Genomic DNA, 24,884 nt, shown 5'->3' on the forward strand with positions numbered 1-24,884 from the left:
AAAGTAAGTAGATATAAGATAATGAAAAAAATGTAAATTTAATTTTAAAGCTCTCGATAAAAAATTGAATAAATATAAAGAAAAAAATTATAGATTTTTTTTAGATTTATTGAATTACCCAAAAAATATGTTATTATTTAATCAGTAAAAATTCTTGGGATAAAAATAAAAAATAGGAGAAAAAGATGAAAAAAGATATTATTTCAATGAATGATATGGCAAAAGAAGAGATAATGGAAATTTTAAGGTTAGCAAAAAAATTGAAAATACTCCAGAAGAAGAAAAATTAAAAATTTTAAGTGGCAAAATTGTTTCCACTCTTTTTTTTGAACCGAGCACACGGACAAAGATGTCTTTTGAGTCGGCAGCTTATAGATTGGGAGCAAATGTTTTGCAGTTGCCACCAGCGGAATATTCTTCGCTAAAAAAAGGCGAATCATTTTTGGATACAATAAAAATGGTGGAAAGCTATTCTGATGTGATTGTTGTAAGACACCCATTTGACGGAGCGGCAAGACTTGCTTCAGTTGCTTCAATAAAACCTGTCATAAACGCAGGGGATGGTTCAAATCAACATCCAAGCCAAACTTTATTAGATTTATACACAATTTTGGAAGAAAAAGGGACGCTCGAAAATTTATCAATTGCGTTTGTTGGAGATTTAAAATATGGAAGAACAGTTCATTCACTTATGAGAGCGCTAACTCACTTTAATCCAACAGTTTATTTTGTGGCACCGCAAATTTTGCAGATGCCGGATTATTTGCTGGAAAATTTGCGTAAAAATAACATAAAATATGAAATTTTATCTGATTTCAGAGATTGTCTTGATAAAATTGATGTCTTTTATATGACTCGAATTCAAAAAGAGAGATTTCTCGATGTTGATGAATATGAGAAATTAAAGGGAGTTTACATTATAAATAAAAAAAATATTATAGGAAAATGTAAAGAAGATATGGTTATTCTGCATCCGCTTCCAAGAGTTGATGAAATTTCGACAGATTTAGATTCGACAAAACATGCGCTATATTTTAAACAGGCTAAAAACGGAATTCCTATTAGACAAGCAATGATGTTAAAAGTTTTAGAAAAAGAAAAAATGGTATAATAATTTATTTTATTTTTTATAAAATTTATTATAATAAAAATAATAATTTATTATTTGATTTTTAAACGAAAGGTAAATAGAATGAGTAAAGGAAAAGAATTATTAATTGGAGCTATAAAAGACGGAATTGTAATTGACCATATTCCGTCGAAAAAGGTTTTTTTGATTGTGGAAATTCTAAAGTTAAAAAATTATTCGCAAAGAATTACAGTTGCTACAAATATGCCAAGCAGTTCGCTTGTGAAAAAAGGGATTATAAAAATTGAAGATAAAATTTTGCAGGAAAATGAGCTTAATAATATTTCGCTTATTGCGCCAGATGCTACAATAAATATTATTGAAGATTATGAAGTTGTGGAAAAAACGAAATTAGAAAGACTGGATGAAGTTGAGGAACTTGTGAGATGCGACAATCCAAAATGTATTTCAAATCACGAAAATATTAAGACAAAATTTGTAAGATTAAAAGAAGAAAATAAATACAAGTGTTTTTATTGCGAAAAAATAATTTCAGAAGATGAAATTCATTTAAAAACTAAATAAATTTTTTGAAAAAATAATAAAATAAAAATTTTTAACAAAAATTTGAAATGGAGAGAAAATTTTAAAATGCAAGATAATTGTGAAAAAAATAAAAAAATGGAATTTTTAGAGAATGTGGAAATTTTGGAAAATAAAGCTGTTGGCGGAGATAATTTTTTGATGAGAGTAAAGTCTGAAAATGTTCCAAATAAAAAAAGCACTCCTGTCGCTGGACAGTTTTATATGTTAAAGTTAAAAAATGAAATCATGATTTTAAGACGGCCAATAAGTTTGCACAGTGTAAATTCTCAAACTGGAGAAATAGAGTTTTTGTACAAAGTTTTGGGAGAAGGGACGAAAGAGTTGGCAAGTTATGCAAAAGGAGATGTCATAAACATTCAAGGCCCGCTTGGAAATGGTTTTGAATTAATAAAAAAATCATCAAAAATAGTGATTGTTGGCGGTGGAATTGGACTTGCGCCGTTAAAACAGCTGTTAAAAGAATTATTGAAAAATAAAGAAAATAAAAAGATTGTCTTTATCGCTGGAGGTCGAGATAAAAAAACTTTGGAGATGCTTGACAGTTTTGATTTTTCAGATAAAAGAATTTCTCTTAAAGTTTGCAGCGACGATGGAAGCCTTGGAGAAAAAGCGAATGTTATTGAGTTATTAAAAAAAGAAATTTCAATTGATGAAAAAATTGATATTATTTATTCTTGTGGACCACACAAGGTATTAGAATTAATTTCTGAATTGTCAAATGAAAATAATTTAACTTCGCAAGTTTCGATGGAAGAAAGAATGGCTTGTGGAGTCGGAGCTTGTGTGGGATGTTCTATTCCAAGTGAAGAAGGAATGAAAAAAGTTTGTAAAAATGGTCCTGTTTTTTACAGCAAAATTTTTGGAAAAAAATCTGAAAATGTAAAAAATGGAGGTAAATTAAATGGAAAGTAAAACAAATAAACTTTCAACAAATTTTCTGGGAGTAAAATTAAATAATCCAATTTTTACAGGAAGCGGCTGTTTTGCTTTTGGAACAGAATATATGGATTATTTCGATCCAAATGAATTGGGAGCAATTGTAATAAAAGGCTTAACTTTGGAGAAAAGAGATGGGAATTCTGGCTCAAGAATTGCAGAAACGCCAGCGGGAATGCTAAATAGTGTGGGTCTTGAAAATCCTGGAATTGACTATTTTGAGAAAAATACGCTAAAAGAAATAAAAGAGCATTTAAATGTGCCAGTGGTCGCAAATATCAACGGAAGTACAGTTGAGCAATATGTGGAACTTACAAAAAGACTTGATAAACTTGAAGAAATAAAAATTTTGGAATTGAATATTTCATGTCCAAATGTAAAAGATGGAGGAATGGCTTTTGGAGCGAATCCTGAGATGGCAAGACTTGTCACAAGAGAAGTGAGAAAAGTCGCAAATAAGCCGTTAATGGTAAAATTGTCACCAAATGTGACAAATATTGTGGAAATTGCAAAAATTGTAGAAAGTGAAGGAGCAGACGCAATTTCGATGATAAATACTTTGCTTGGAATGGCAATTGACACAAATACTGGAAAAGCAATTTTGGGAAACACTTACGGTGGAATGTCGGGTCCTGCGGTTAAGCCAATTGCATTAAGAATGATACATCAAGTTTCACAAGCGGTGTCAATTCCGATTTTAGGAATGGGTGGAATAAGCTGTGCGAAAGATGCGATTGAGTTCTTTTTGGCGGGAGCATCGGCAGTTTCAATAGGAACGGCTTTTTTTGGAAATCCTTTAGTAGCTCTTGAAGTAAAAAAAGGACTTTTGGAATATTGTGGAAAGAAAAATTTATCGAATATTTCAGAGATTATTGGATTTTCTCATCCTGATGATGGAGTTTCTTATAGAAAAAGACTGGAAATTAAATAAATCAAAATTAAAATTATTTCAATTAATAGAGCTTTATGGACTTTTAAAAATAATTAAATAAAATAAAAAAGGAGAAAAATTTTGAATAAAATAAATGAAAAAGCTAAAGAAAAAATATTTGTAGCGTTGGACTTTGACAATTTAGAAGATGCAAAAAAATTGGTGGAACAACTTGGAGATAATATTTCAATGTACAAAGTTGGGCTTGAGAGTTATTTGAGCACAGATGGGAAATTGGTTGATTATTTGCACGAAAAAGGGAAAAAAGTATTTTTAGATTTAAAATTTCATGACATTACAAATACAGTAAAGATGGCATGTAAAAATGCTATTCAAAAAAATGTTTTCATGTTTAACATTCATTGCTCAAATGGAAGCAAAACTATGAGAGAAGTTTCAAATTTAGTGAAAGAAAGTGATTCAAAAAGCCTTTTAATCGGTGTGACAGTTTTGACAAATTTATCTGGCGATGACATTTCTGAAATGTTCAAAAGTAGCTTAAATGTCGAAGAAATGGTTCTAAATTTGGCGACAATTGCAAAAAATAATGGAATGCACGGGATTGTCTGCTCTCCTTTGGAGTCGAAGAAAATTAAAGAAAAGTTGGGACAAAACTTTGTAACTGTCTGTCCTGGAGTAAGACCAGCATTTACATTAAATGCGCAAGGAAAAAGTGATGATGACCAAAACAGAATAATGACACCATTTGATGCGATTAAAAATAATGTAGATTTTTTAGTCGTTGGAAGACCGATTACCAAAGCTGAAAATCCTGTGGAAAGTGCTAAATTGATTTTAGAAGAAATTTCCCAAGCTTTATAAATTTTATAAAAAAAGAGATAAAAAAGTTAAAATAAATTGAATTCAAATAAAATTGGATTATAATAACTAAAATAGAAATTTAAGGAGAAGATTATGAGAAAAAAAGCAATAATGATAATAGTAGCACTTTTTTTATGTCAATTGTCATATGCAGTAAGTAATGTTGAGAATGTTAATCAGTCTGATGTGCCAAAAGATGTACATTTAATAAATGCATATCCAAATTCAAATGATGAAACTGCAAATACAGCTGCAACTTCAGAAAAAATTCAAAATACAATAAATGATGGAACAGATGAAACCACAGTTTTAACTCCTGCAGCTGGAGATGAAGAAAAAGAAACGACTTCAGAAAATACAGATGCAAATACAAATACAAAAATAACAGAAACTAAAACAAAGAGAACAAATAAAACTCAGAAAAATCAAGTTAAAACAAAAAAAGAAAAAGCTAAGAAGCTGACTCTGGATGAAAAATTGGATTTGGAATTATCAAATCTAACTCGTATGTTAGACAGATTGGAAGGAAGATAAAAAAAGAAATCTCTTGTAATATTTGATTATTCAAGGGATTTTTTTATAAAAAAAACTATCTTAAAATTATCTAGTCTTTAAGATAGTTTTTTATTTTAATTATATATTTCTTCTTTCTCTTTCTCGTCTTTCTCGTCTTGAAAGTGGTCTTTGAGGTTGTTCAAGTTTTTCTGGAATAACTTCTTGCTGATAGTCATCGCCAATTATGATTTTATCGTCAGTATGCTCATATTTTACATTTGAAACTTCTTCGTGAGTTAAGTTATTTGTGTCTTCTTCCCCTCGAACTTTTAATTTCAAGATAAACGAGCTTGTTTCCCTTTTAATCGCATCAATCATTTCATTATAGATATCGTACCCAACAATTTTGTAGTCATGAATTGGATTTCTTTGACCGTAAGAACGAAGTCTTATTCCCTCTCTTAATTCAGTCAAATCTTTTAAGTGTTGTCTCCATTTTGAATCCAGCACTTCTAGCATTATGTAACGTTCTATTTTTCTAAATACTTCATCTCCAACCGCTTTTTCTTTTTCATCATAAATTTTTATCAAATCGTCATAAATTAAATTTGAAACTTCTTCTGCCGATTTTCCTTCGATTCCATTAAGATCAATTTGGTAACCAAATATTTCGTTTAATTTGTCTTCTAACAAATTCAAATCTTTTTCTTCAGATTCTCCTGCGAATGCATTGCCTACAACAACGTCAACAGTTTCTGAAATCATTCCTTCAATCAATTCTCTTAAATTCTCATTTTTTAAAATGGCATCTCTTTGCTCATAAACAGCTTCCCTTTGAGTGTTATTTACATCGTCATATTCAATAAGACTTTTTCTTGATGAAAAGTTTCGGCTTTCAATTCTTCTTTGTGCATTTTCAACCGATTTTGTAATTTGTTTATGACGAATGTCCTCATCTTCATCGATTTTTAATATTTTCATCATAGATTTTAATTTGTCTCCACCAAAAAGTCTCATCAAGTCATCGTCTAATGACAAATAAAATTCTGATGCTCCGGGATCTCCCTGACGACCAGCACGACCTCTCAACTGATTGTCAATACGTCGAGATTCATGTCTTTCGGTCCCTAAAATGAAAAGTCCTCCAGCTTTTAGAACTTTTTCTCTATTCTCAGCGCACTCTTTCATATAGGTTTGATAGATATCCTCATATTCAGGCGTTCCTTTTATAGCAACTTTAGAAGCAAAAGATTCAGGATCTCCACCAAGTTTTATGTCGGTTCCCCTCCCTGCCATATTTGTCGCAATTGTTACAGTTTTAAATCTTCCAGCTTGAGATACAATTTCCGCTTCTCTTTCGTGATGTTTTGCATTTAATATTTCATGCGGAATTCTTGCTTTTTTAAGTAGTGCCGAAACTTCTTCCGAGTGCTGGATAGATGCAGTTCCGACTAAGACTGGCTGTCCTTTTTCATATAATTCTTCAATTTTTCTTGCTATTGCTCGATATTTCGCATTTTTATTCATATAGATAACATCTGGCAAATCTTTTCTTATAACAGGTTTGTTTGTAGGAACAACTATAACTTTTAAGTTATAAATTTGTTTAAATTCTTCTTCTTCTGTTTTGGCTGTCCCCGTCATTCCTGACAATTTTTCGTACATCCTAAAATAATTTTGCAGTGTGATTGAAGCTAGAGTCTGATTTTCTCCCGCAACTTCCAAATGTTCTTTGGCTTCAATCGCTTGGTGAAGCCCATCCGAATATCTTCTACCTTCCATAAGTCTTCCAGTAAATTCGTCAACTATTATAACTTCTCCATCATCGTTGATGATGTAATCTCTATCAATTTTAAACAGTTCTTTCGCTTTTAATGCCTGTGTTAAAAAGTGTGTAAGTTCAACATATTCAGGTGAATAAAGGTTATCAATTTTCAAAATTCTCTCAACGTTTTTAATCCCTTTGTCTGTAATTGTAACAGTATGTGATTTTTCATCAACTTCATAATCTTCCCAATCTTCGTCAGGAATTACAGTGTTTTTTTTATCTTTTATTTCTTCAGTTTTGTAACTTCTTTTCAATCTTTTAGCAACTTCCGCAAAAGTGTTGTACCACTCTGTCGTCTCTTCCGCCGCTCCAGATATAATTAACGGAGTTCTCGCTTCATCAATCAAAATCGAATCCACCTCGTCGACAATTACAAAGTTATGTCCTCTTTGAACTTTTTCTTCAAGTGAACCAACCATGTTATCCCTTAAGTAGTCAAATCCAAACTCACTGTTTGTTCCGTAAGTTATATCCGCTTGGTAAGCGATTTTTCTCCGTTCTTGAGTAATATTTCCACCGATAAAATCAGATCTCAATCCCAAAAATTCAAATAACTCAGCCATGATATCTCTATCCCTTTTGGCTAAATAGTCGTTTACGGTCACGACATGCACCCCTTTTCCAGTTAGTGCATTTAAGTAAATAGGAAGTGTCGACATAAGTGTTTTACCTTCTCCAGTTTTCATTTCCGCAATACTTCCCTTATGCAAAATCATACCACCTATGATTTGGACATCGTAGTGACGCATTCCTATTATTCTTTTAGACGCTTCTCTTACAGTAGCAAACGCTTCTATTAAAATATCATCTAAAGTTTCTGATTTTGAAATTCTTTCTTTAAATTCCACAGTTTTGTGCTGCAATTGTTCATCTGTCATTTTTTCAAATAGTGGTTCAATTTCATTAATTTTCTCCACTACTTTTCTCATTTTTTTTATTTCTCTTTCATCTGAAGTTCCAAATATTTTTTCTCCAAGTTTTTTTAACATTTTATTCTTCTTTTTCCTTTCGATTTAAATTTATTTAATTTAATTAAAATTTTTTGTAATTAAAATCGAAAATTTTTATTCTCTTATTCGCAAGTTATTCTCTTTTCTTTTTTCAAAAAATCTGTCATTTTGGAATAAGTTTTTATTTCTTATTATATCGTCGAAAAAATCTATATTTTCATTAATTTTTGTAATAACGTGAAATTCATTTCGTGAATTGCTTTCAATTTTTTTCTTTTTCCAATTTTTTTAAGTTCTTTAGCAAAGACATCGTTTTTATCACTATTTATTTTGCTAATTTCATTCGCAATATCATCAATATCTTTATGCGACAAATTATTGTCGTTTACAAAGTTATTAAGTTTACTTGTGAATTTTGGCGTTCCCAAAAGACTCGAATAAGTCATCATGAAGATAATACTCATAACAACTAAAACTATATTTTTTTATTCATCTTGTCATTTCCTTATAAAATTTTAATATGTATTGTGTTCATTTTTCGATAATTTTTTAGAAGGGAATAATTCCCTTGAAAAATAAAGTTATTGCATAAAGTTATTATATCAAATATGTTAAATTATATCAATAAAAAAAATAGGAAAAATAGAAAGCTAAATAAATAAAAATTATTGTAACTTAACTTTAACTTCTTATTTTCAAAAAGAATGCAAGAATATTCAAAATCCAAAATTGTAAAGGGTAAAAAATATAGAAAAACCATTTGTGAATTGGTGCTTTGCTTCCTTTTTTTCCATTGTACAAAAATATGAATGGTAAAAATAAAAATGTTAAACCGTCGCTGTTATAGCAAAAACTGTCAAACCATGCTCTTGAATTAGGGTATTTAGCAGGATTTAACGGTGGCGTAAATAATGGAATATATAACATATTCAAAATTAAAAATGTTATTACCTGCTTTTTTCTATTTCCATAAAATGCCCAAAAACTAATCATTGTAAACAAAGTCTGTATTCCACCTTCAAGCCCCATGATATAATTTCTGATCACAATCGGAACAAAAGAAAATACCAATCCCAAAATAAAAAGAAAAATTCCTAAAATATTATAAATTACTTTTTTACTACTTCTCCCTTTTTGCAAGAAATAAATTATTGTAAATCCAATCGCAAGACTTAAAAAAATATTATCTACTATTTGATATCTTTCTCCTAGTGTAATAAATGAAATTACATTTCCAAATTGCATCAAAATAGCGGCTATCCACAATCTTGCCATATATTTTTTACGGTTTCTTGTATGATAAAAGCCTTCCACTGTAAAAAATGCAAATAATGGTGCCACAAATCTTGTGATTAAATGAATCCAAGATGGTAAAAATCCTGAAAATACAAAAAATACTGAGTCTAAAAACATAAAAAATAAAGCAATATATTTCAACTGATTTGTATTTAATTTTTTCATAAAATCCTCCTAAAATATTATTTTTGTAAAAAATTATAACACTTTTATCAGATAAATTTATAATATTTTATATAAAATAATCTTTATTATTAAAAATAAATAAAATATTTTTAAAAATTGAACTAATAAATATAAAATTTTTATATTTGAAAAAATAAGCACATTATTTTAATATATTTAGGTGTTGCACTTGATTATAAAATCCAGATTACAAATTCCAAAGCAAAAATTCCCAATCCTCATCCTTAGTTTCTTCATTATTTTCACAATTACAAATTTTCTCATAAAAAACCCTATACATCTTGCTCTTGTACTTAAAAACCTTCATTTTATTCAAATTTTTCTCCAAAAACGAGTTTTCATAACTCCCAATCATAAAAAAATCACAGCTATAACCTTTATTTTGAACAAATTTTACAGCTTTTCTAAACTCTTTTTTATTTTTTTCCCTATCTACATTTTTATCCTTTAAAACAAAATTTGCATACAAAAAATTTGAAATTTTATTAATTTCAGGCATTTCTGGATATCCAAAAAATGCTATCACTTTTTTAAATTTATACAAAAATTTATAAATTTTTTTATAATCCATCACAACATAAATAAGTCATCATGAAGATAATACTCATAACAAGTAATACAATATTTTTTTATTCATAATTTTTCTTTTCTCTTTCTTTTTTTATTTTTATTTTTAATTTTATTTATTTATTTTTATTTTATTTATTATTTAATTTATAATTTAATAAATAATTTTATTTATTTATTATTTTTTTATAAAACATAATATACTTAATTTATATTATAGCAAATCTATAAAATTATATCAAAAAAAAATTTTACTTTATTATTTTTTATTTTTTAAAGATTGAAAAAATCATAAAATAATGGTAATATTAATCTTGTATAATTTTTATAAATAAAAAAATTGTAAATATAATTATTAAAAAAGGAGAAGAATGAAAAAAACAGTTTATAAAAAAGTCTTTTCTGTAGGACTTCCAGTTGCAATAGAAAATATGATTTACAGCCTTATGAATTTTATCGACATATTTATGGTTGGAAAAAATAATGTAGCTCTTGGACTTGGAACAATTGCAGTTGCTGGAACAGGATTTGCCAATCAAATATTTATGATTTTCGTGACCTCGCTTTTTGGAATGAACAGCGGTGGCGGAATTTTAGCGGCTCAGTATTTTGGGAACAAAGATTATAAAAATTTGAAGCGATGCCTTGGAATTACAATAATTGTTGGATTTGTGTTTTCGTTAATTTTTTTCTTTGCAGGAATTTTTATTCCAGAAGTTATAATTTCGATATTTACAAAAGATGCAAATGTTATAAAAGTTGGAGCAGCATATATGAAAATAGTCGCTTGGGTTTATCCACTTATGGGAGTTGGACTTGCGTTTAATATGCAGCTTCGTGCGATTGGAAAGACAAAATATTCGTTTTATTCAAGCGTCATTGGACTAGTCGTAAACTTAATGTTTAATACTGTGTTAATATTTGGATATTTTGGTTTTCCTGCGTTAGGAGTTAGAGGGGCTGCAATTGCGACTGTCATTGCAAGAATCATAAGCACCTTTTATATAATTTTTATAATTTATAAATTGAAGTTGCCAATTGCGGGGAAAATAAGTGAACTATTTGATTTATCGCTACATTTTTTTGTAAAAGTTATGAAAATTTCGCTTCCAGTATTTTTGCATGAAATACTTTGGATTTTGGGGTCAAGTGTCTACATCGTAATTTTTGGACGAATGGGAACAAATTATGCGGCTTCGATTCAGACGGTAAAAGCAATAAGCAGCTTAGTTTTAACATTATTTTTTGGACTTTCAAGCGCAACTTCAGCGATTATTGGAAATGAAATTGGTGCGGGGAATGAAGAAAATGCCTACAACTATTCTATGATTTTATTGAGAGTGTCATTTTTTTGTGGACTTTTAGTCGGACTTTTTGTGCTTTTATTCAGTCCGTTAATTTTGTCGCTGATGGGAATTTCCAAAAGCATTTACCCATTGACAAAGCAAATTGTAAAATCAGAAGTTTTTATAATTGTTGTAAAATCTTTGAGTCTGCAGCTTTTAGTTGGAATTTTAAGAGCTGGGGGAGATGTGATTTGGACGATATTTATGGATTTAATTCCGCTTTGGTGTGTTGCAATTCCAATCACATATTTTACAGGACTTCAGCTAGGGTGGCCAATTTATATAGTTTATTTACTTTCATGCAGCGACGAAGTCATAAAAATTTAGTATTGTATTAAAAGATTAAAAAGTAAAAAATGGATTAATAATCTGGTAAGTTAGGGAGAAAAAAATATGAAAGAAAATATAAAAAAGAATATAATAAAAAGAAGTTTTACAATAGGAGTTTTATTTTTTCTTGTGTCTTGTTCTACAATAAAGACGCCACCTGAGGGAGTCGACTATGAAAGTCCGGTTAGAGATAGTAAAAATGTCGACTTTCACTATGATTTAACATATTTGGACAAAGATGGAAATATTAAATATGATAGAAAGATTTGGGATGCGACTTACGAAGTTGTCGATAATGCAAAAGATTATTTGGTAATCGAAATGTTTTTATTTAACGATATTTATAACAAAGATGTGGATAAATTTCCTGAATTTGCAAAAGAATACACGAGAAGGCTTGTGAAAAAGAAAATGGAAAATCCAAATTTAAAAGTATATATATTATCGGACGAAAATAATGATTTGTATGGAGCATTTGAGCATCCGCTTATCACAGAAATGAAAAATGCTGGAATTGATGTTATAGATGTGGATATTTACAAGTTAAAAGACACTTTTCCATGGTATTCGCCCATTTGGCGAAGTGTGATAAAACCTTTTGGGAACCCACAGGGAAAAGGATGGATTACTAATTTTTATGGACCGATGTGGCCAAAACTTACGCTTAGAAATTTATTTCGTGCTTTAAATGTAAAAGCTGACCACAGAAAGATTTTTTTGAATGAAGATAAAGTTGTAATTGCGAGTGCAAATATTCACGATCCTAGTTATTTTCATGAAAATGTGGCAATTTCTGCTGATGGAGAAATTACTAAAGACATTTTAAGAGATTTACAGCTGGTTGCAAAATTTTCAGGTGGAAATATAGATGTCTCAAGTGAAAGTGAAGCTAAAAAACCTGTTAATATAAAAAATTTTCAAGCATCAAAAATTAAATTTAAAGAAGATGAAAGTTTAAAATCAGATTTGCAAAAACAAGTTGAACAAATTGAGAAGAATAAAGGAAATTTTGTAGATAAAGGAACGAAAGAATTTTACGAAACGGGAGAACTTACAAAAAATGAAGATGTTTTGCAAAATGATGATCCAAATAATAGTTACAAAGTTCAATTTGAGTCAGAAGCTAAGATTGGTGAAAATTTAGACAAAGATATTGACAGTTTAAAAGCTGGGGACGAAGTTCTTATGGGAATGTACTTTTTGGCGGACAGACCAGTTATAGATAAACTTATTAAAGCGGCTAACCGTGGAGTCAAAGTGAGAATTATTTTTGACAGAAGCAGGGATGCTTTTGGAATGAGTACAAATGGACTTCCAAATAAACCTGTTTCAAAAAAATTAAAGAAAAAAACAAAGAATAAAATCGAGATAAAATGGTATTTTACAAACAATGAACAATTTCATACAAAGATAATGCTAATGAAAAAAACAGATGGAAATGTTATAATACATACAGGTTCTGCGAATTATATTAAAAAAAATATTCGTGGCTACATAATGGATGCCAATTTAAGAGTTTTGACAAATAAAGATTCTAAGCTGACAAAAGATGTCTACAACTATTTTGACAGATTGTGGGAAAATAGAGATGGACTGTTTACAATAAATTTTGATGATGAGCCAACGACGAAAGCAAGTCAAGACTTTATGTACAAAATATTAGATGCGGCGCAATTAGGTTCGTTTTAAAATAATAAAAAATATAAATAATTTTAAAAGAGAGGAAAAAACTATGAAAATGAGAAAAAAAATGACATTTTTGCTAATTATATTAGCACTGGGAACAATGACAGTATCTTGTAAAAAGAAAGCAAAAAACAATAAGTCGGCACAGACACAGATTTCAAATAAACCAATAAATACAGATATTTTCAATTTAGGCGCGAAACAAGCACAAGGAAATCCAAATATCCAAAATCTGACTCCTGAAGAACAACAAAAATTGATTGACAATCAAATTGATCCAGCAAAAGTTTCAGAAGCGTTGACAAAAGCGCAAAATGGAGATAAAGAATCAATTATGTCATTGGCACAACTTTATTACAATTTAAAAGATAATAACAAAGTAAAACAAATTTTGCAGTATGGAGTTGATAAAGGTTACCCTGAAGCAATTTATAATTTGGCAGTAATTTTAAAACAGGAAGGAAATACAGAACAAGCTAATAAACTTATGGCACAACTTCCAAGAACTGAAAGAGTTGTGAGAAGACAAGGGGGAAGAGTTGTAAGCGGTAGAGGACCTGTCATGATTAGACAGCTTAGAATGCGTCCAGGAGCTGAAGAATATAATAGAGCGGTAGATTTGGTAAGAGCCAAAAAATATGATGAAGCCAAAAAATATTTTGAAAAAGCCTACAATGCCGGAATAAAAGAAGCGGATATCCGTATAGCGCTTATTAATAAAGAACAAAAAAATACAGATGAATCTGTAAAATGGTTTCAAAAAGCAGCTAATCGTGGTGTAAAAGAAGCAAATTTTGAAGTGGGAGCAATGCTTTATGACAGTGGAAAACAAGAAGAAGCTAGACCATATTTACTAAAAGCATATAAAGCGGGAAATAAATCACTTGCCATGCCTATTGCAATGTCGTATCATAACCAAAAAGATACAGCTGAAGCGGTAAAATGGTATAAAATTGCTGCACAAAACGGAGATAAAAATGCAAAAGCGACACTTGAAAGACTCGAAAGACCAAATTCTTCAGGTGAAAACAGTTCTACAACTAAAGGTGAAGAAGGAAAATCTAGAAACTCTACAACTTTTTTAGGAAATCAAAATTCAAAAAGTCTTACTGAAAGTACTTTGAACAGTGTTAAAAGTAAAGGTAAAGCTGAAGAGGAGAAAAAAATAGAGGAAAAGAAAGATACAAACGAAAAACATAATAATGAAAAAAGAAGTAAATATAGATGAAATTATGAACAGTAAAGCAAAAGAATATAGCAAATAAAAAATATTGACATTTAAAAAAATGTTGTATACTAGCCGTATAATAATCAAATTAAATAACTTATCAAGAGAGATATTAGGGACATACGTTTTGAGTATCCAGCAACCTGTATTTACAAGGTGCTAAATCCTGGCATTGAATGCGAAGATAAGAATTACAATTCTCTTCCTAGCAGGAAGAGATTTTTTTTTAAATATTTGAAATGAAATTTAGGAGGAAAAAATGGAAAAAAAAGTTTATTTTACATCAGAATTTGTATCACCGGGGCATCCAGATAAAATTTGTGACCAAATTTCTGATTCAATTTTGGATGCTTGTTTAAAAGATGATGAAAATTCAAGAGTTGCTTGTGAAGCGTTTGCAACAACTGGACTAGTTGTTATAGGTGGAGAAATTACGACTAAAACTTATGTAGATGTACAAAAAATTGTACGAGAAAAAATAACTGAAATTGGATATAGACCTGGAATGGGATTTGACGCTGACTGTGGTGTGTTAAATACTATCCATTCTCAATCGCCAGATATTTCAATGGGAGTTGACACAGGTGGAGCTGGAGATCAAGGAATTATGTTCGGTGGTGCGGTAAACGAAACTGAAGAGCTTATGCCGCTTGCGCTTGTTCTATCTCGTGGAATTATTCAAAAATTGACAAAACTTACTAGAAGTAAAGAGCTTTCTTGGGCTAGACCTGATGCTAAGGCTCAAGTTACGCTTGCTTATGATGAAAATGGTAAAGTTTTAGGAGTAGATACAATTGTATTATCAGTTCAACACAACGAAGAAGTTACGCAAAAACAAATTGAAGAAGATTTAAAAGAAAAAGTGATAAAACCTGTACTTGAAAAATATGATTTAAAAATTGACGAAGTTAGAAAATTTCACATAAATCCGACTGGAAGATTTGTAATTGGAGGGCCTCACGGGGATTCTGGGCTAACTGGAAGAAAAATTATAATTGACACTTATGGTGGATATTTTAGACACGGTGGAGGAGCATTTTCTGGAAAAGATCCATCAAAAGTTGACAGATCGGCTGCCTATGCGGCAAGATGGATTGCTAAAAATATCGTTGCGGCAGGATTTGCAACTAAATGTGAAGTTCAGCTGTCTTATGCGATTGGAGTTGTTGAGCCGGTGTCAATAAGAGTTGAAACATTTGGGACTGGAACTGTTGACGAAGAAAAAATTGAAGAAGCAATTTCTAAAATTTTTGATTTAACACCTAGAGGTATTGAAAAATCTCTTAGCCTTAGAAAACCATCGTTTAGATACCAAGATTTAGCGGCATTTGGACATATTGGGCGAACAGATATTGACTTGCCTTGGGAAAAACTTGATAAAGTTAAAGAAATAAAAGAAGCATTAAAATAAAAAATGGTAAAATAAATTATGTAAAATTAGCATATTAAATTAATGAAAAAGTACAAAACCATTTAATATATTTTAAGGAGGAATTGTGAAAAAATTTAAGATTTTATTTTTCGTTATAATTATTTTGATTTTAGGAATAGGAATAAAAAATGTTTTTTTTAAAAGCAAAGAAAAAAATGATGATCCTGTGGTATTTAATTTAGGAATTAATTACAATACATTAGATCCACATTTATTTACGGAAATGATTTCTGCTCAAGTTGACAGTTCTATTTATGAAGGACTTTTGCGTCTTGATAAAAAAGGAAATTATATTGGTGGAGTTGCTGAAAGCTTTACAGAAAATAATAATAAGATGACTTTTAAAATTAGAAAAAATGCCAAATGGAGTGACGGTTCTAAAATTACTGCAAATGATTTTGTATTTGCATTTAGAAGAGTTTTAAATCCAAAGACAGCTGCAAGATTTTCAGAGATGCTTTTTCCAATAAAAAATGCAGAAAAATATTATAATGGAAAAGCAAATGTTAATGAATTAGGTGTTAAAGCAATAGATGACAACAATCTTGAAATAGAATTTGAACATCCAGTAGCTTACTTTAAATATATTTTAACACTTCCAATAACAGCACCTATAAAAGAAGAATTTTATAAGGCTCACGAAAAGACTTTTGCAGTAAATTTAGACAGTTTTTTGTTTAATGGACCATACAAAATAACAAAATTAAGCGACGGGGAAACATTACTTGAAAAAAATGAAAATTATTGGAATGTAAAAAATATAAAAATACCTAAAATAAAATATATCGTTTCTTCAGATTTTCACGCTGTAGATAATTTAATAGAGAATGGGGAAATCGATATTTCGAGAGTTGAAAACTATAACCTTGAAAAATATAGAAAAGATAAAACATTAAATTCTTTCTTAATAGGAAAACTGTGGTATTTAGATTATAATTTAAATAACAAATTTTTGAAAAATCAAAAATTAAGACAAGCTATTTCAATGGCAATTGACAGAGATGTAAATATAAAAAAAATAAAAAACAACGATGGTTCAATAGCCGCAAGATCAGTAATTGGTAATCAAATTTCTGGATATTCAAAAAAATATAGAGAAGAATATCCTGATAATAATTACATAAATGATAAAGATTCAAAATTGGCTAAAAAATTATATGACGAAGCATTAAAAGAACTTGGAGTGAAAGAGCTTGAACTGGGATTACTCGCAGGAAATTCTGATCCTGAAATATTGGAAATACAGCATATTCAGGAAGAATTAAGAGTAAAATTGGGATTAAAGACAAAAATAACAGTTGTATCGTTAAAAGAGCGTCTAAATATGACACGAAGTGAAAAGTACGACATCGTTCTAAATACTTGGTCACCAAAATATGACGATGCCACTACATATTTCGACAGATGGAAGACAAAAGATAACAAAAATGCTTCTTCTTGGCAAAAACAAAAATATGACTTGTTAGTTGATGAAATTTATAAAATGCCAAAAAGTGCTGAAAGAGATAAGAAAATTAATGAAGCAGAAAAAATCTTAATTGATGATGCAGTAATCGCACCAATTTATTTTGCAATCGAGAATACCTACACAAATCCTAAAATTCATGGGATTGTTCGGAGAGAAATAACTGGAATAACAGATTTTACATATGCGTATATTAAATGATTTATAATTTATTTTAACAACATAATTTAAATATAAAAAAGTTTCTTAAATAATGTAACTAAAAAATTGCATTTTTACAGAAACTTTTTTTATAAAATATTTTGTGAATCGAAAAAGAAAGAAAAAAATAAATAAAGAGAAAAAATTTGATATAATTTATTTTTTGTAGTAAAATATAAAAAAATATTAAATATTAAAGGAGTGAACTTATGAAACTAAAAAAATATTCTAAAATATTTATGGGTTTAACACTTTTAGGAATTTTGTCAAGCTGTACTACTGCACCACTTACAGGAAGAAAACAGCTTAGCCTTGTCAGCGATGAAAGTGTCAGAGAGAGCTCAATATCTTCTTACAACGAATTTATTCGTCAGGCGAGTGCAAAGGGACTTCTTGCTAATAATACGGCTGATGGGCAAAGACTTAGAAGAATAGGAAACAGAATATCTTCAGCGGTTGAACAGTATTTACGTGAAAATAATTTATCGAGTAAAGCTAAAAATTTGGACTGGGAATTTAACTTGATAAAAAGTAACGAAGTGAATGCTTTTGCTATGCCAGGTGGAAAGATTGCCTTTTATACGGGAATTTTGCCAGTGTTAAATACAGATTCTGGAATAGCGTTTGTAATGGGGCATGAAATAGGACATGTCATTGGAGGGCATCACTCTGAAGGTGCAAGTAATCAAGCATTAGCTGGAGTTGCGGCATCTGTTACAGGACTTTTTGCTGGAAACTTGGTAACTTCGCTTGTATCAGAAGGACTTAGTATAGGTCTGTTAAAATTTAATAGAACGCAAGAATATGAGGCTGATAAATATGGTATGATTTTTATGGCAATGGCAGGTTATAATCCAGCAGATGCCATTACCGCTCAAGAGAGAATGGAATCAATAGGTGGCAGAGATATAGAAATTTTATCGACACATCCATCTGGAAAAAACAGAGTTGAAGCAATGAGAAAATTTTTGCCAGAAGCTATGAAATATTATAAGAAATAAGAAAAATTAAGAAATAAAAAAATAGAATAGTAATAAAATAAAATAAAAAATGAAAAAATTGAGATAGAGTAAAATTTAAAAATAAAAATATTTTGCTCTATTTTTTAAATTATTAAAAAATAAAAGGAGTTTTATAAAAAAATGAATAAATATAAAAAAAAAGAAATTATAAAAAATAAAATAAGTATTGCTCCAATGGTTGATAGAACTGACAGGCACTTCAGAAATTTTGTCAGAATGATAAATAAAGACGTGTTGTTATATACGGAAATGATCACGGCACAGGCAATTATAAATGGGGATTTAGATTACATTTTGGGATTTGAAAAAATTGAAAATCCCATTGTTTTGCAAATTGCGGCGACAAGTCCTGAAGAGGCATACAAAGCTGTAAAAATTTCAGAAAAATATGATTACGATGAAATAAATTTGAATGTGGGGTGTCCATCAGACAGAGTTTCTGGAAATATGATGGGAGCTTGTCTTATGGCGTATCCAGAAAAAGTGGCAAAAATCTTGGAGGCAATGAATTCAGCTACTTCAAAACCTGTTTCGATTAAGCATAGAATTGGGATAGATGGAACAAAGATATTGCCTGATGAGATTTCAAAAAAAGTGTTTGACACATACGAAGATATGAAAAATTTTGTTGAAATTGTAAAAAAAGTTGGGATTAAAAAATTTATAATTCATGCAAGAATAGCAGTTCTTGCTGGTCTTGATACTAAGCAAAACAGAGAAATTCCGCCTTTGAGATATGATGAAGTTTATAAAATAAAAAAAGAAATACCAGATTTGTATGTAGAAATTAATGGAGGAATTAAAACAGTTGAAGAGATTGATAAGCACTTGGAACATGTTGATTCAGTAATGATTGGGCGGCAAATTTATGAAAATCCGATGATTTTAACACAGTTTGGAAAGTATTATGGTAAAAATATAAAAATTACGAGGGAAGAAATTATTGAAAAAATGATAAAATATGTCGAAAAGATAGAATTAAATGGAATAAGACCACATTTATTCTTAATGCACACTCACGGTTTATTTTTTGGACAGAAAGGCAGCAAGTTTTGGAAAAGAGCTATTAATAATCCAAAAGCTGATTCTTTTATGTTAAAAAATTTATTGAAAGAATTAAAAAACGAAAGAAAAATTTAAAACAATGAAACTACTTTTAAAACCAAAATATTAATGTAACAAATATAAAAAAGTATTTTACAAATTAAAAAATATATGTAATAATTATAATGTTGATATTAAATTAAGTGAAAAAAATAATTTAAAAGGAGAATATTTATGCATGAAGACACAATATCTAAAGTTTCAAATGCGGCAAAAGGTAAAGTTGAACTACTGCGAGAAAGTAAAGCCAGATATTTAATGTCGGCAGGACTTGCGGGATTGTTTATTGGATTTGGAATTATGCTTATTTTTGTAATTTCAGGACTTTTAGAAAAGAGTCCAGCAACTAAAATTGTTATGGGAGTAGCTTTTCCAGTTGCCTTGAGTTTGGTGGTTGCACTTGGCGTGGAACTGTTTACTGGAAATAATATGGTTGGTTTTGCATGATTTTTAAATAGAGCAATAACTGGAAAAGAATTGATTGAATTATGGATATTTTCATACATTGGAAATCTTATTGGTTCAATTATAGGTGGAGCGTTATTTGTTTTTTCAGGAGTTGCAACGCCGCAAATAGTTGATGCATTTGTAAAAGCGGGTGTGGCAAAGACGACCGCACCAGCGGGACAATTATTTTTTAGAGGAATTTTATGTAATTTTCTTGTCTGCCTTGCCGTACTTTCTGGAATAAAATTAAAAGAGGAAACTGCAAAATTAATAATGGTTTTCTGGTGTTTATTCGTTTTTATAACATGCGGATTTGAACATAGTGTAGCCAATATGACGCTTTTTACGATCGCAAATTTATTAAACGGTGCAAAAGTTACATTGGGAGGATGTGCTTATAACTTATTATTTGTAACATTAGGTAATATAGTTGGTGGCGGATTTATCGGTTTCGCATATTACTATATTGGAAGAGAAAAAAATAAATAAAATTTTTTATTAATATACGGAGAGAAATTTAATTCAGGAGGAAAAATGAAAATAAGTTTAGATTACAAAAATTTTAATGCAGCACTTTCAAAATTGAGCAAAGAATATGAAATCTATGCTCCGATTGAAATACCGTATCGTGGAACTTTTTCTGATACGCCTGTTATCAGATATTCAAAAATAAATAAAGTGGAAGAAATTTGCTTTGATAAAAAATCACATTTTTCAGCAAAGGAAATAATGCTTCCTATAACTCAAACAATGTTCTATTTTACTGGTGACGAGTGTAAAATGCCAGAAGAACAGGATAAAAAATATTTAATATTTTTAAGAAGCTGTGATTTTCATGGAGTAAAAAGAGTGGATGAAATTTACTTAAATAACAAATTTTTAGATATTTATTATAAAAGAGTGAGGGATAAAGTTAAATTTGTCGTATTTGGATGTCCAAATTCATTTGAAAATTGTTTTTGCGTGGATATGGGAACTAACAAAACTGATAAATATAATTTGGGAATTAAAGTTACAGAAAATGAAATTTTTGTTGATATAAAAGACGACGAAATGAAAGAGTTTTTTGAAGAAACACAAAATAAAGAAAAAGATTTTGAAATGGAATTTGTAGATGACAATGAAATTCATGTAGATATTCCAGACAATATTGAACTTTCCGATATTATAAATTTAGATTTATGGCGTGAATATGACAGCCGTTGCATAGCTTGTGGAAAATGTAACTTCGTCTGTCCAACTTGTACTTGTACGACGACGCAAGATGTTTTTTACAGTGAAAATGATAATAACGGTGAGCGGAGAAGAGTGTGGGCTTCGTGCCATGTAAATGGATTTACTGATATGGCTGGTGGACATTCGTTTAGGCAAAGACATGGAGATAGAATGAGATTTAAAGTTATGCATAAAATTTCTGACTTTAAAAAGAGATTTGGTTATCAAATGTGTACTGGTTGTGGACGATGTGATGACGCTTGCCCTGAATACATTTCATTCTCAAACTGTATAAATAAATTAAGTGCGGAACTAAAGAGAATTTCCAAAGAAAAAAGGGGTGAAATCTAATGGAAAATGTTTATTTGCCAACAGCGCATAAAGTTTTGCTTGTAGAGCAGACAACGGATTTAGAATGGCTTTTTCGTGTGGAATATAATGAAAGTAGTGTGAATGCTGGACAATTTATGCAAGTGTCGCTTCCTAAAGTTGGAGAAGCTCCTATTTCGATTGCAAATTTTGACTTGGAAAAAGGATATCTGGATTTTTTGATTAGAAAAGTTGGGAAAGTAACAGATGAAATTTTTAAATTAAAAGCTGGAGATAAAGTATTTTTGCGTGGACCTTACGGAAATGGTTTTCCAATTGAAAAATATAAAAATAAGCATATTGTAATGATTGTTGGAGGAAGTGGAATTGCACCAGTTCGTCCGATTATTGAATATTTTACAAAACATCCTGAAGAAATGAAGTCTTTTAAAATAATTGTAGGTTACAAAAATTATGAAAGCGTGATTTTTGAAGAAGAGTTTTCTCGTTGGAGGGAAAATATTGAGATTTTAGTCACTTTGGACAATGCTGAAAGTGCAAGAGATTTAGGGAAAACTGAAGAAGAATTTCATGAAGGAATGGTAACTAAATATATTCCAGATTTGAAAATTGAAAATATGGATGAAACCGAGTTTATTGTAGTGGGACCGCCAATAATGATGCATTTTGCCTGTCTTGAAATTTTGAAATTAAATGTGCCAGTTGAAAAAATATGGGTTTCATTTGAGAGAAAAATGTCGTGTGCGGTTGGAAAATGTGGGCACTGTAAAATTGATGAAACATACATCTGCTTAGAAGGGCCTGTATTTAAGTATGACAAGGCACAAAAATTGTTGGATTAGAAAAATTTTTAGAAATCTAAATTTAAGAAAGAAGGCAATAAAATGAGTATGGATTTAAATAGAAAAGTTGTTACAAAAAATGCATATAGAGTGACAAAAGACAGATCAAAAACTGCACTTCGTGTAAGAGTTCCAGGTGGAGCAGTTACAGCAGAAATAATGGGATTAGTTGCAGACATAGCAAATACTTACGGAGATGGAAATGTGCATATTACAACTCGTCAAGGATTTGAAGTTTTGGGAATCAATTGGAAGGACATTGAAAAAGTCAATAAAATGGTTCAGCCAATTATGGAAAAATTAGATATTAATTACAAGGACAAAGATAAAGGATATGCAGCGGCTGGGACAAGAAATGTGGCAGCTTGTATTGGAAACAAAGTTTGTCCAAAAGGAGCCTACAATACAACTGAGTTAGCTAAAAAAATAGAAAAAGTAATTTTCCCAAATGATTTTCACTTTAAAGTTGCTCTAACTGGTTGTCCAAATGATTGTCAAAAAGTAAGAATGCACGATTTTGGAATAATCGGAATGGCAAAGCCTGAACTGGATGAATCAAGATGTGTTTCGTGCGGAATGTGTGAAAGAAAATGTAAAAAATTGTCTACAGGAGCGATTACATATAAAAATTATAAACCTGTGAGAGATCATGACAGATGCATAGGTTGTGGAGAATGTGTCTTAAACTGTCCTACAGGAGCGTGGACAAGATCACCCAAAAAATACTATAAACTTGCGATAATGGGAAGAACTGGAAAGCAAAATCCAAGACTTGCTGAAGATTGGCTTTTGTGGGCAGACGAAGAATCAATTATAAAAATTATGAAAAATACTTATGAATATGTTGACAAATATATAGATAGAAGTCTTCCAAAAGAGCATATCGGTTATATCGTTGACAGAACTGGCTTTGATGAATTTAAGAAATGGGTGCTAAAAGATGTAAACTTACCTGAAGAAGCTATTATGATTGATAGAATTTACTGGGGAAATAGCATAAAATATCCTGGAATTAAATAATTTTTTGTAAAGAAATAATAAACTTGAAAAGAAAATAATAATTTGATACTATTTAACAAAAGAATAGTATCATTTTTATTTAATTTAATTAAAAAAAGGAGTAAAGAAATTGATAGAAGAAAATATAAAAAATGCGAAAGAAATACTTGAAAAAATGAATCCAAATCAAAAAATTAATTATCACACAATTTTGGGGAAATTAATAGATGATTGGAAAAAAAATGAAATTCGACCGAAAATATTGGTTCATAGCTGTTGTGCGCCGTGCAGCACCTATGTTTTGGAGTTTCTTACGCAATATGCCGATGTTACCGTACTTTTTGCCAATAACAACATTCATCCCCGAGCTGAGTATGAAAAAAGAGCTTTGGTGCAGAAGGAATTTATTGAAAAATTTAATAAAAAAACTGGAAATAATGTTGGATTTATTGAAGAAGAGTATAAACCTGCTGATTTTTATCGTGCTGTAAAAGGTCTGGAAAATGAAAAAGAAGGAGGAAAAAGATGTACAATTTGCTTTCAAATGAGACTTGATATAGTGGCTAAAAAAGCGCAGAAACTGGGATTTGACTACTTTGGGAGCGCTTTGACACTAAGTCCACATAAAAATAGTCAGCTCATAAATACTTTAGGGCTAGAAATTCAAGAAATTTTTGATGTAAAATATTTGCCATCGGATTTTAAGAAAAATAACGGCTACAAGCGTTCAGTTGACATGTGTGCTGAATATGATATTTACAGACAATGTTACTGCGGCTGTGTATTTGCAGCACTAGATCAAGGAATTGATTTAAATGAATATAAATAGATATTAAAAATAAAAAAACTCATTAATAGACGACCGATAATCATTTTAATGAGTTTAATTTTTTAAATTAAATTATTTAAAATGCTGTAACTGTTGCAAGAAATCCAAAAATAACTCCTGGTAAATTTGCTGCTGACAACGGATAATCTTTTTTTTCTTTTAAAAGTCCATAACTTGTCCAAATAGCACAGTTAACTGTTGCAGCTAATGGTTGTAGGAAAAATGTTTTATGTCCATGTAAATTTCCCATTATTTGCGGAACATAAGATACATACATTATTACAGAAAGTAATGTTCCGAGCCATCCTAAAATTTTTAGATTTTTTCAGTCATCTTTTTTCCTTCTTTCTTTAACACTCTAGTTTTTTATTTTTTCTATAATTATATAATTATAAAATGTTGAGTATTAATCTTTATATTTTTATTTATTCAATAATTATACTACTTTTTATTTAAAAATTCAAGTAAACTTTTATATTTTTAGTAAAATTAAAATCAGAATTTTTCTAAATAAAAGAAAAAAATTATAAAAGTATAACTTAATTCAAAGTAAGATTGTGGTATAATATCAAAACGAAAAAATTTTTAAATATTAAAGTTAAATATTAAAATTTAAATTTTAGCAATAAAGGTTGCTAGTTTTTTTATTTTAAGAAAAAATTAAAAGAAAATGTACTTTCAAAAATATAAAAAAATTTTTGAAGTATTGAGAAAGGAAGGAA

At 29.7% G+C, this 24,884-nt stretch carries 21 protein-coding genes, 2 pseudogenes and 1 riboswitch; of the genes and pseudogenes, 18 read left to right on the forward strand and 5 right to left on the reverse strand.

All coding sequences use genetic code 11. The features are described from left to right. The first annotated feature begins 185 nt into the window (after nt 1–185). The 6 genes and pseudogenes from pyrB to AB8B22_RS04955 all read left to right on the forward strand — a co-directional run bounded on the left by pyrB (nt 186) and on the right by AB8B22_RS04955 (nt 4,898). Nucleotides 186–1,111: pseudogene (gene pyrB / locus AB8B22_RS04930) on the forward strand (aspartate carbamoyltransferase). 81 nt (nt 1,112–1,192) lie between these two features. After that, nucleotides 1,193–1,654: an aspartate carbamoyltransferase regulatory subunit gene (gene pyrI / locus AB8B22_RS04935; protein ID WP_369711890.1), complete on the forward strand. Its 462-nt coding sequence runs from the start codon at nt 1,193–1,195 to the stop codon at nt 1,652–1,654. A 96-nt stretch (nt 1,655–1,750) separates the two neighbouring features. Then, nucleotides 1,751–2,587, forward strand: a complete 837-nt coding sequence (locus tag AB8B22_RS04940) for a dihydroorotate dehydrogenase electron transfer subunit (protein WP_369711891.1) — start codon at nt 1,751–1,753, stop codon at nt 2,585–2,587. Further along, nucleotides 2,577–3,542, forward strand: coding sequence for a dihydroorotate dehydrogenase (locus AB8B22_RS04945; RefSeq protein WP_369711892.1), 966 nt, complete (start codon nt 2,577–2,579; stop codon nt 3,540–3,542). The genes AB8B22_RS04940 and AB8B22_RS04945 overlap by 11 nt, the downstream gene beginning before the upstream one ends. Before the next feature lie 81 nt (nt 3,543–3,623). Next, entirely contained in the window at nt 3,624–4,364 is a 741-nt protein-coding gene (gene pyrF / locus AB8B22_RS04950; RefSeq protein WP_369711893.1) for an orotidine-5'-phosphate decarboxylase, read from the forward strand. A 93-nt stretch (nt 4,365–4,457) separates the two neighbouring features. Beyond that, entirely contained in the window at nt 4,458–4,898 is a 441-nt protein-coding gene (locus tag AB8B22_RS04955; protein WP_369711895.1) for a hypothetical protein, read from the forward strand. Between the two features lie 99 nt (nt 4,899–4,997). Here the strand turns inward: AB8B22_RS04955 and secA are convergent, their stop codons facing one another. The 4 genes from secA to AB8B22_RS04975 all read right to left on the reverse strand — a co-directional run bounded on the left by secA (nt 4,998) and on the right by AB8B22_RS04975 (nt 9,663). After that, nucleotides 4,998–7,676 (reverse strand): preprotein translocase subunit SecA, encoded by a 2,679-nt coding sequence (secA, locus tag AB8B22_RS04960; protein ID WP_369711896.1) that lies wholly within the window; start codon nt 7,674–7,676, stop codon nt 4,998–5,000. Nucleotides 7,677–7,846: 170 nt separating this feature from the next. Beyond that, nucleotides 7,847–8,086: a hypothetical protein gene (locus tag AB8B22_RS04965; protein ID WP_369711897.1), complete on the reverse strand. Its 240-nt coding sequence runs from the start codon at nt 8,084–8,086 to the stop codon at nt 7,847–7,849. 232 nt (nt 8,087–8,318) lie between these two features. Continuing rightward, nucleotides 8,319–9,098: a TraX family protein gene (locus AB8B22_RS04970; RefSeq protein ID WP_369711899.1), complete on the reverse strand. Its 780-nt coding sequence runs from the start codon at nt 9,096–9,098 to the stop codon at nt 8,319–8,321. Nucleotides 9,099–9,306: 208 nt separating this feature from the next. Beyond that, on the reverse strand, nt 9,307–9,663 hold the full coding sequence (locus tag AB8B22_RS04975; protein ID WP_369711900.1) for a hypothetical protein: 357 nt from the start codon (nt 9,661–9,663) through the stop codon (nt 9,307–9,309). Between the two features lie 394 nt (nt 9,664–10,057). On the opposite strand from AB8B22_RS04975, the gene AB8B22_RS04980 reads away from it, so the two are divergent. The 12 genes and pseudogenes from AB8B22_RS04980 to AB8B22_RS05035 all read left to right on the forward strand — a co-directional run bounded on the left by AB8B22_RS04980 (nt 10,058) and on the right by AB8B22_RS05035 (nt 24,162). Beyond that, entirely contained in the window at nt 10,058–11,359 is a 1,302-nt protein-coding gene (locus AB8B22_RS04980) for an MATE family efflux transporter (protein WP_369711902.1), read from the forward strand. 66 nt (nt 11,360–11,425) lie between these two features. Continuing rightward, a complete protein-coding gene (locus AB8B22_RS04985; RefSeq protein WP_094080418.1) occupies nt 11,426–13,051 on the forward strand; it encodes a phospholipase D family protein in 1,626 nt (541 codons plus the stop codon). Between the two features lie 43 nt (nt 13,052–13,094). Further along, nucleotides 13,095–14,276, forward strand: coding sequence for a tetratricopeptide repeat protein (locus AB8B22_RS04990; RefSeq protein WP_369711904.1), 1,182 nt, complete (start codon nt 13,095–13,097; stop codon nt 14,274–14,276). Between the two features lie 94 nt (nt 14,277–14,370). Continuing rightward, nucleotides 14,371–14,467: riboswitch (SAM riboswitch) on the forward strand. Between the two features lie 68 nt (nt 14,468–14,535). Continuing rightward, nucleotides 14,536–15,687: a methionine adenosyltransferase gene (metK, locus tag AB8B22_RS04995; RefSeq protein ID WP_369711905.1), complete on the forward strand. Its 1,152-nt coding sequence runs from the start codon at nt 14,536–14,538 to the stop codon at nt 15,685–15,687. An 85-nt stretch (nt 15,688–15,772) separates the two neighbouring features. Then, a complete protein-coding gene (locus AB8B22_RS05000; RefSeq protein ID WP_369711906.1) occupies nt 15,773–17,374 on the forward strand; it encodes a peptide ABC transporter substrate-binding protein in 1,602 nt (533 codons plus the stop codon). A 209-nt stretch (nt 17,375–17,583) separates the two neighbouring features. Further along, nucleotides 17,584–18,375 (forward strand): M48 family metallopeptidase, encoded by a 792-nt coding sequence (locus AB8B22_RS05005; RefSeq protein WP_369711907.1) that lies wholly within the window; start codon nt 17,584–17,586, stop codon nt 18,373–18,375. A gap of 141 nt (nt 18,376–18,516) precedes the next feature. Continuing rightward, nucleotides 18,517–19,536 (forward strand): tRNA dihydrouridine(20/20a) synthase DusA, encoded by a 1,020-nt coding sequence (dusA, locus tag AB8B22_RS05010; protein ID WP_369711908.1) that lies wholly within the window; start codon nt 18,517–18,519, stop codon nt 19,534–19,536. A 138-nt stretch (nt 19,537–19,674) separates the two neighbouring features. Continuing rightward, nucleotides 19,675–20,436: pseudogene (locus AB8B22_RS05015) on the forward strand (formate/nitrite transporter family protein). 45 nt (nt 20,437–20,481) lie between these two features. Then, entirely contained in the window at nt 20,482–21,513 is a 1,032-nt protein-coding gene (gene asrA, locus AB8B22_RS05020; RefSeq protein WP_369711909.1) for an anaerobic sulfite reductase subunit AsrA, read from the forward strand. Beyond that, nucleotides 21,513–22,334 carry an anaerobic sulfite reductase subunit AsrB gene (asrB, locus tag AB8B22_RS05025; RefSeq protein WP_314079698.1) on the forward strand — a complete coding sequence of 274 codons (822 nt, stop codon included), beginning with the start codon at nt 21,513–21,515 and terminating at the stop codon, nt 22,332–22,334. Before asrA ends, asrB begins: the two co-directional genes overlap by 1 nt. 42 nt (nt 22,335–22,376) lie before the next feature. After that, nucleotides 22,377–23,354, forward strand: coding sequence for a sulfite reductase subunit C (gene asrC, locus AB8B22_RS05030; RefSeq protein WP_369711910.1), 978 nt, complete (start codon nt 22,377–22,379; stop codon nt 23,352–23,354). A gap of 154 nt (nt 23,355–23,508) precedes the next feature. After that, a complete protein-coding gene (locus AB8B22_RS05035; RefSeq protein WP_369711929.1) occupies nt 23,509–24,162 on the forward strand; it encodes an epoxyqueuosine reductase QueH in 654 nt (217 codons plus the stop codon). Nucleotides 24,163–24,238: 76 nt separating this feature from the next. Here AB8B22_RS05035 and AB8B22_RS05040 read toward each other — a convergent pair whose 3' ends face one another. Next, the gene (locus AB8B22_RS05040; RefSeq protein ID WP_369711930.1) at nt 24,239–24,475 is read right to left on the reverse strand and encodes a SemiSWEET family transporter; all 237 of its coding nucleotides are present in this window, start codon (nt 24,473–24,475) and stop codon (nt 24,239–24,241) included. Nucleotides 24,476–24,884 lie beyond the last annotated feature (409 nt).

Origin of the sequence: Leptotrichia rugosa, from assembly GCF_041200005.1 — a bacterium.
Classification (GTDB): domain Bacteria; phylum Fusobacteriota; class Fusobacteriia; order Fusobacteriales; family Leptotrichiaceae; genus Leptotrichia; species Leptotrichia rugosa.

Excerpts from the sequence above, each read along its gene's own strand:
- pyrI (WP_369711890.1), top strand. The coding sequence starts at position 1,193 with ATGAGTAAAGGAAAAGAATTATTAATTGGAGCTATAAAAGACGGAATT.
- AB8B22_RS04940 (WP_369711891.1), top strand. The coding sequence starts at position 1,751 with ATGGAATTTTTAGAGAATGTGGAAATTTTGGAAAATAAAGCTGTTGGC.
- AB8B22_RS04945 (WP_369711892.1), top strand. The coding sequence starts at position 2,577 with ATGGAAAGTAAAACAAATAAACTTTCAACAAATTTTCTGGGAGTAAAA.
- AB8B22_RS04955 (WP_369711895.1), top strand. The coding sequence starts at position 4,458 with ATGAGAAAAAAAGCAATAATGATAATAGTAGCACTTTTTTTATGTCAA.
- secA (WP_369711896.1), bottom strand. The coding sequence starts at position 7,676 with ATGTTAAAAAAACTTGGAGAAAAAATATTTGGAACTTCAGATGAAAGA.
- AB8B22_RS04965 (WP_369711897.1), bottom strand. The coding sequence starts at position 8,086 with ATGATGACTTATTCGAGTCTTTTGGGAACGCCAAAATTCACAAGTAAA.
- AB8B22_RS04970 (WP_369711899.1), bottom strand. The coding sequence starts at position 9,098 with ATGAAAAAATTAAATACAAATCAGTTGAAATATATTGCTTTATTTTTT.
- AB8B22_RS04980 (WP_369711902.1), top strand. The coding sequence starts at position 10,058 with ATGAAAAAAACAGTTTATAAAAAAGTCTTTTCTGTAGGACTTCCAGTT.
- AB8B22_RS04985 (WP_094080418.1), top strand. The coding sequence starts at position 11,426 with ATGAAAGAAAATATAAAAAAGAATATAATAAAAAGAAGTTTTACAATA.
- AB8B22_RS04990 (WP_369711904.1), top strand. The coding sequence starts at position 13,095 with ATGAAAATGAGAAAAAAAATGACATTTTTGCTAATTATATTAGCACTG.
- metK (WP_369711905.1), top strand. The coding sequence starts at position 14,536 with ATGGAAAAAAAAGTTTATTTTACATCAGAATTTGTATCACCGGGGCAT.
- AB8B22_RS05005 (WP_369711907.1), top strand. The coding sequence starts at position 17,584 with ATGAAACTAAAAAAATATTCTAAAATATTTATGGGTTTAACACTTTTA.
- dusA (WP_369711908.1), top strand. The coding sequence starts at position 18,517 with ATGAATAAATATAAAAAAAAAGAAATTATAAAAAATAAAATAAGTATT.
- asrA (WP_369711909.1), top strand. The coding sequence starts at position 20,482 with ATGAAAATAAGTTTAGATTACAAAAATTTTAATGCAGCACTTTCAAAA.
- asrB (WP_314079698.1), top strand. The coding sequence starts at position 21,513 with ATGGAAAATGTTTATTTGCCAACAGCGCATAAAGTTTTGCTTGTAGAG.
- asrC (WP_369711910.1), top strand. The coding sequence starts at position 22,377 with ATGAGTATGGATTTAAATAGAAAAGTTGTTACAAAAAATGCATATAGA.
- AB8B22_RS05035 (WP_369711929.1), top strand. The coding sequence starts at position 23,509 with ATGAATCCAAATCAAAAAATTAATTATCACACAATTTTGGGGAAATTA.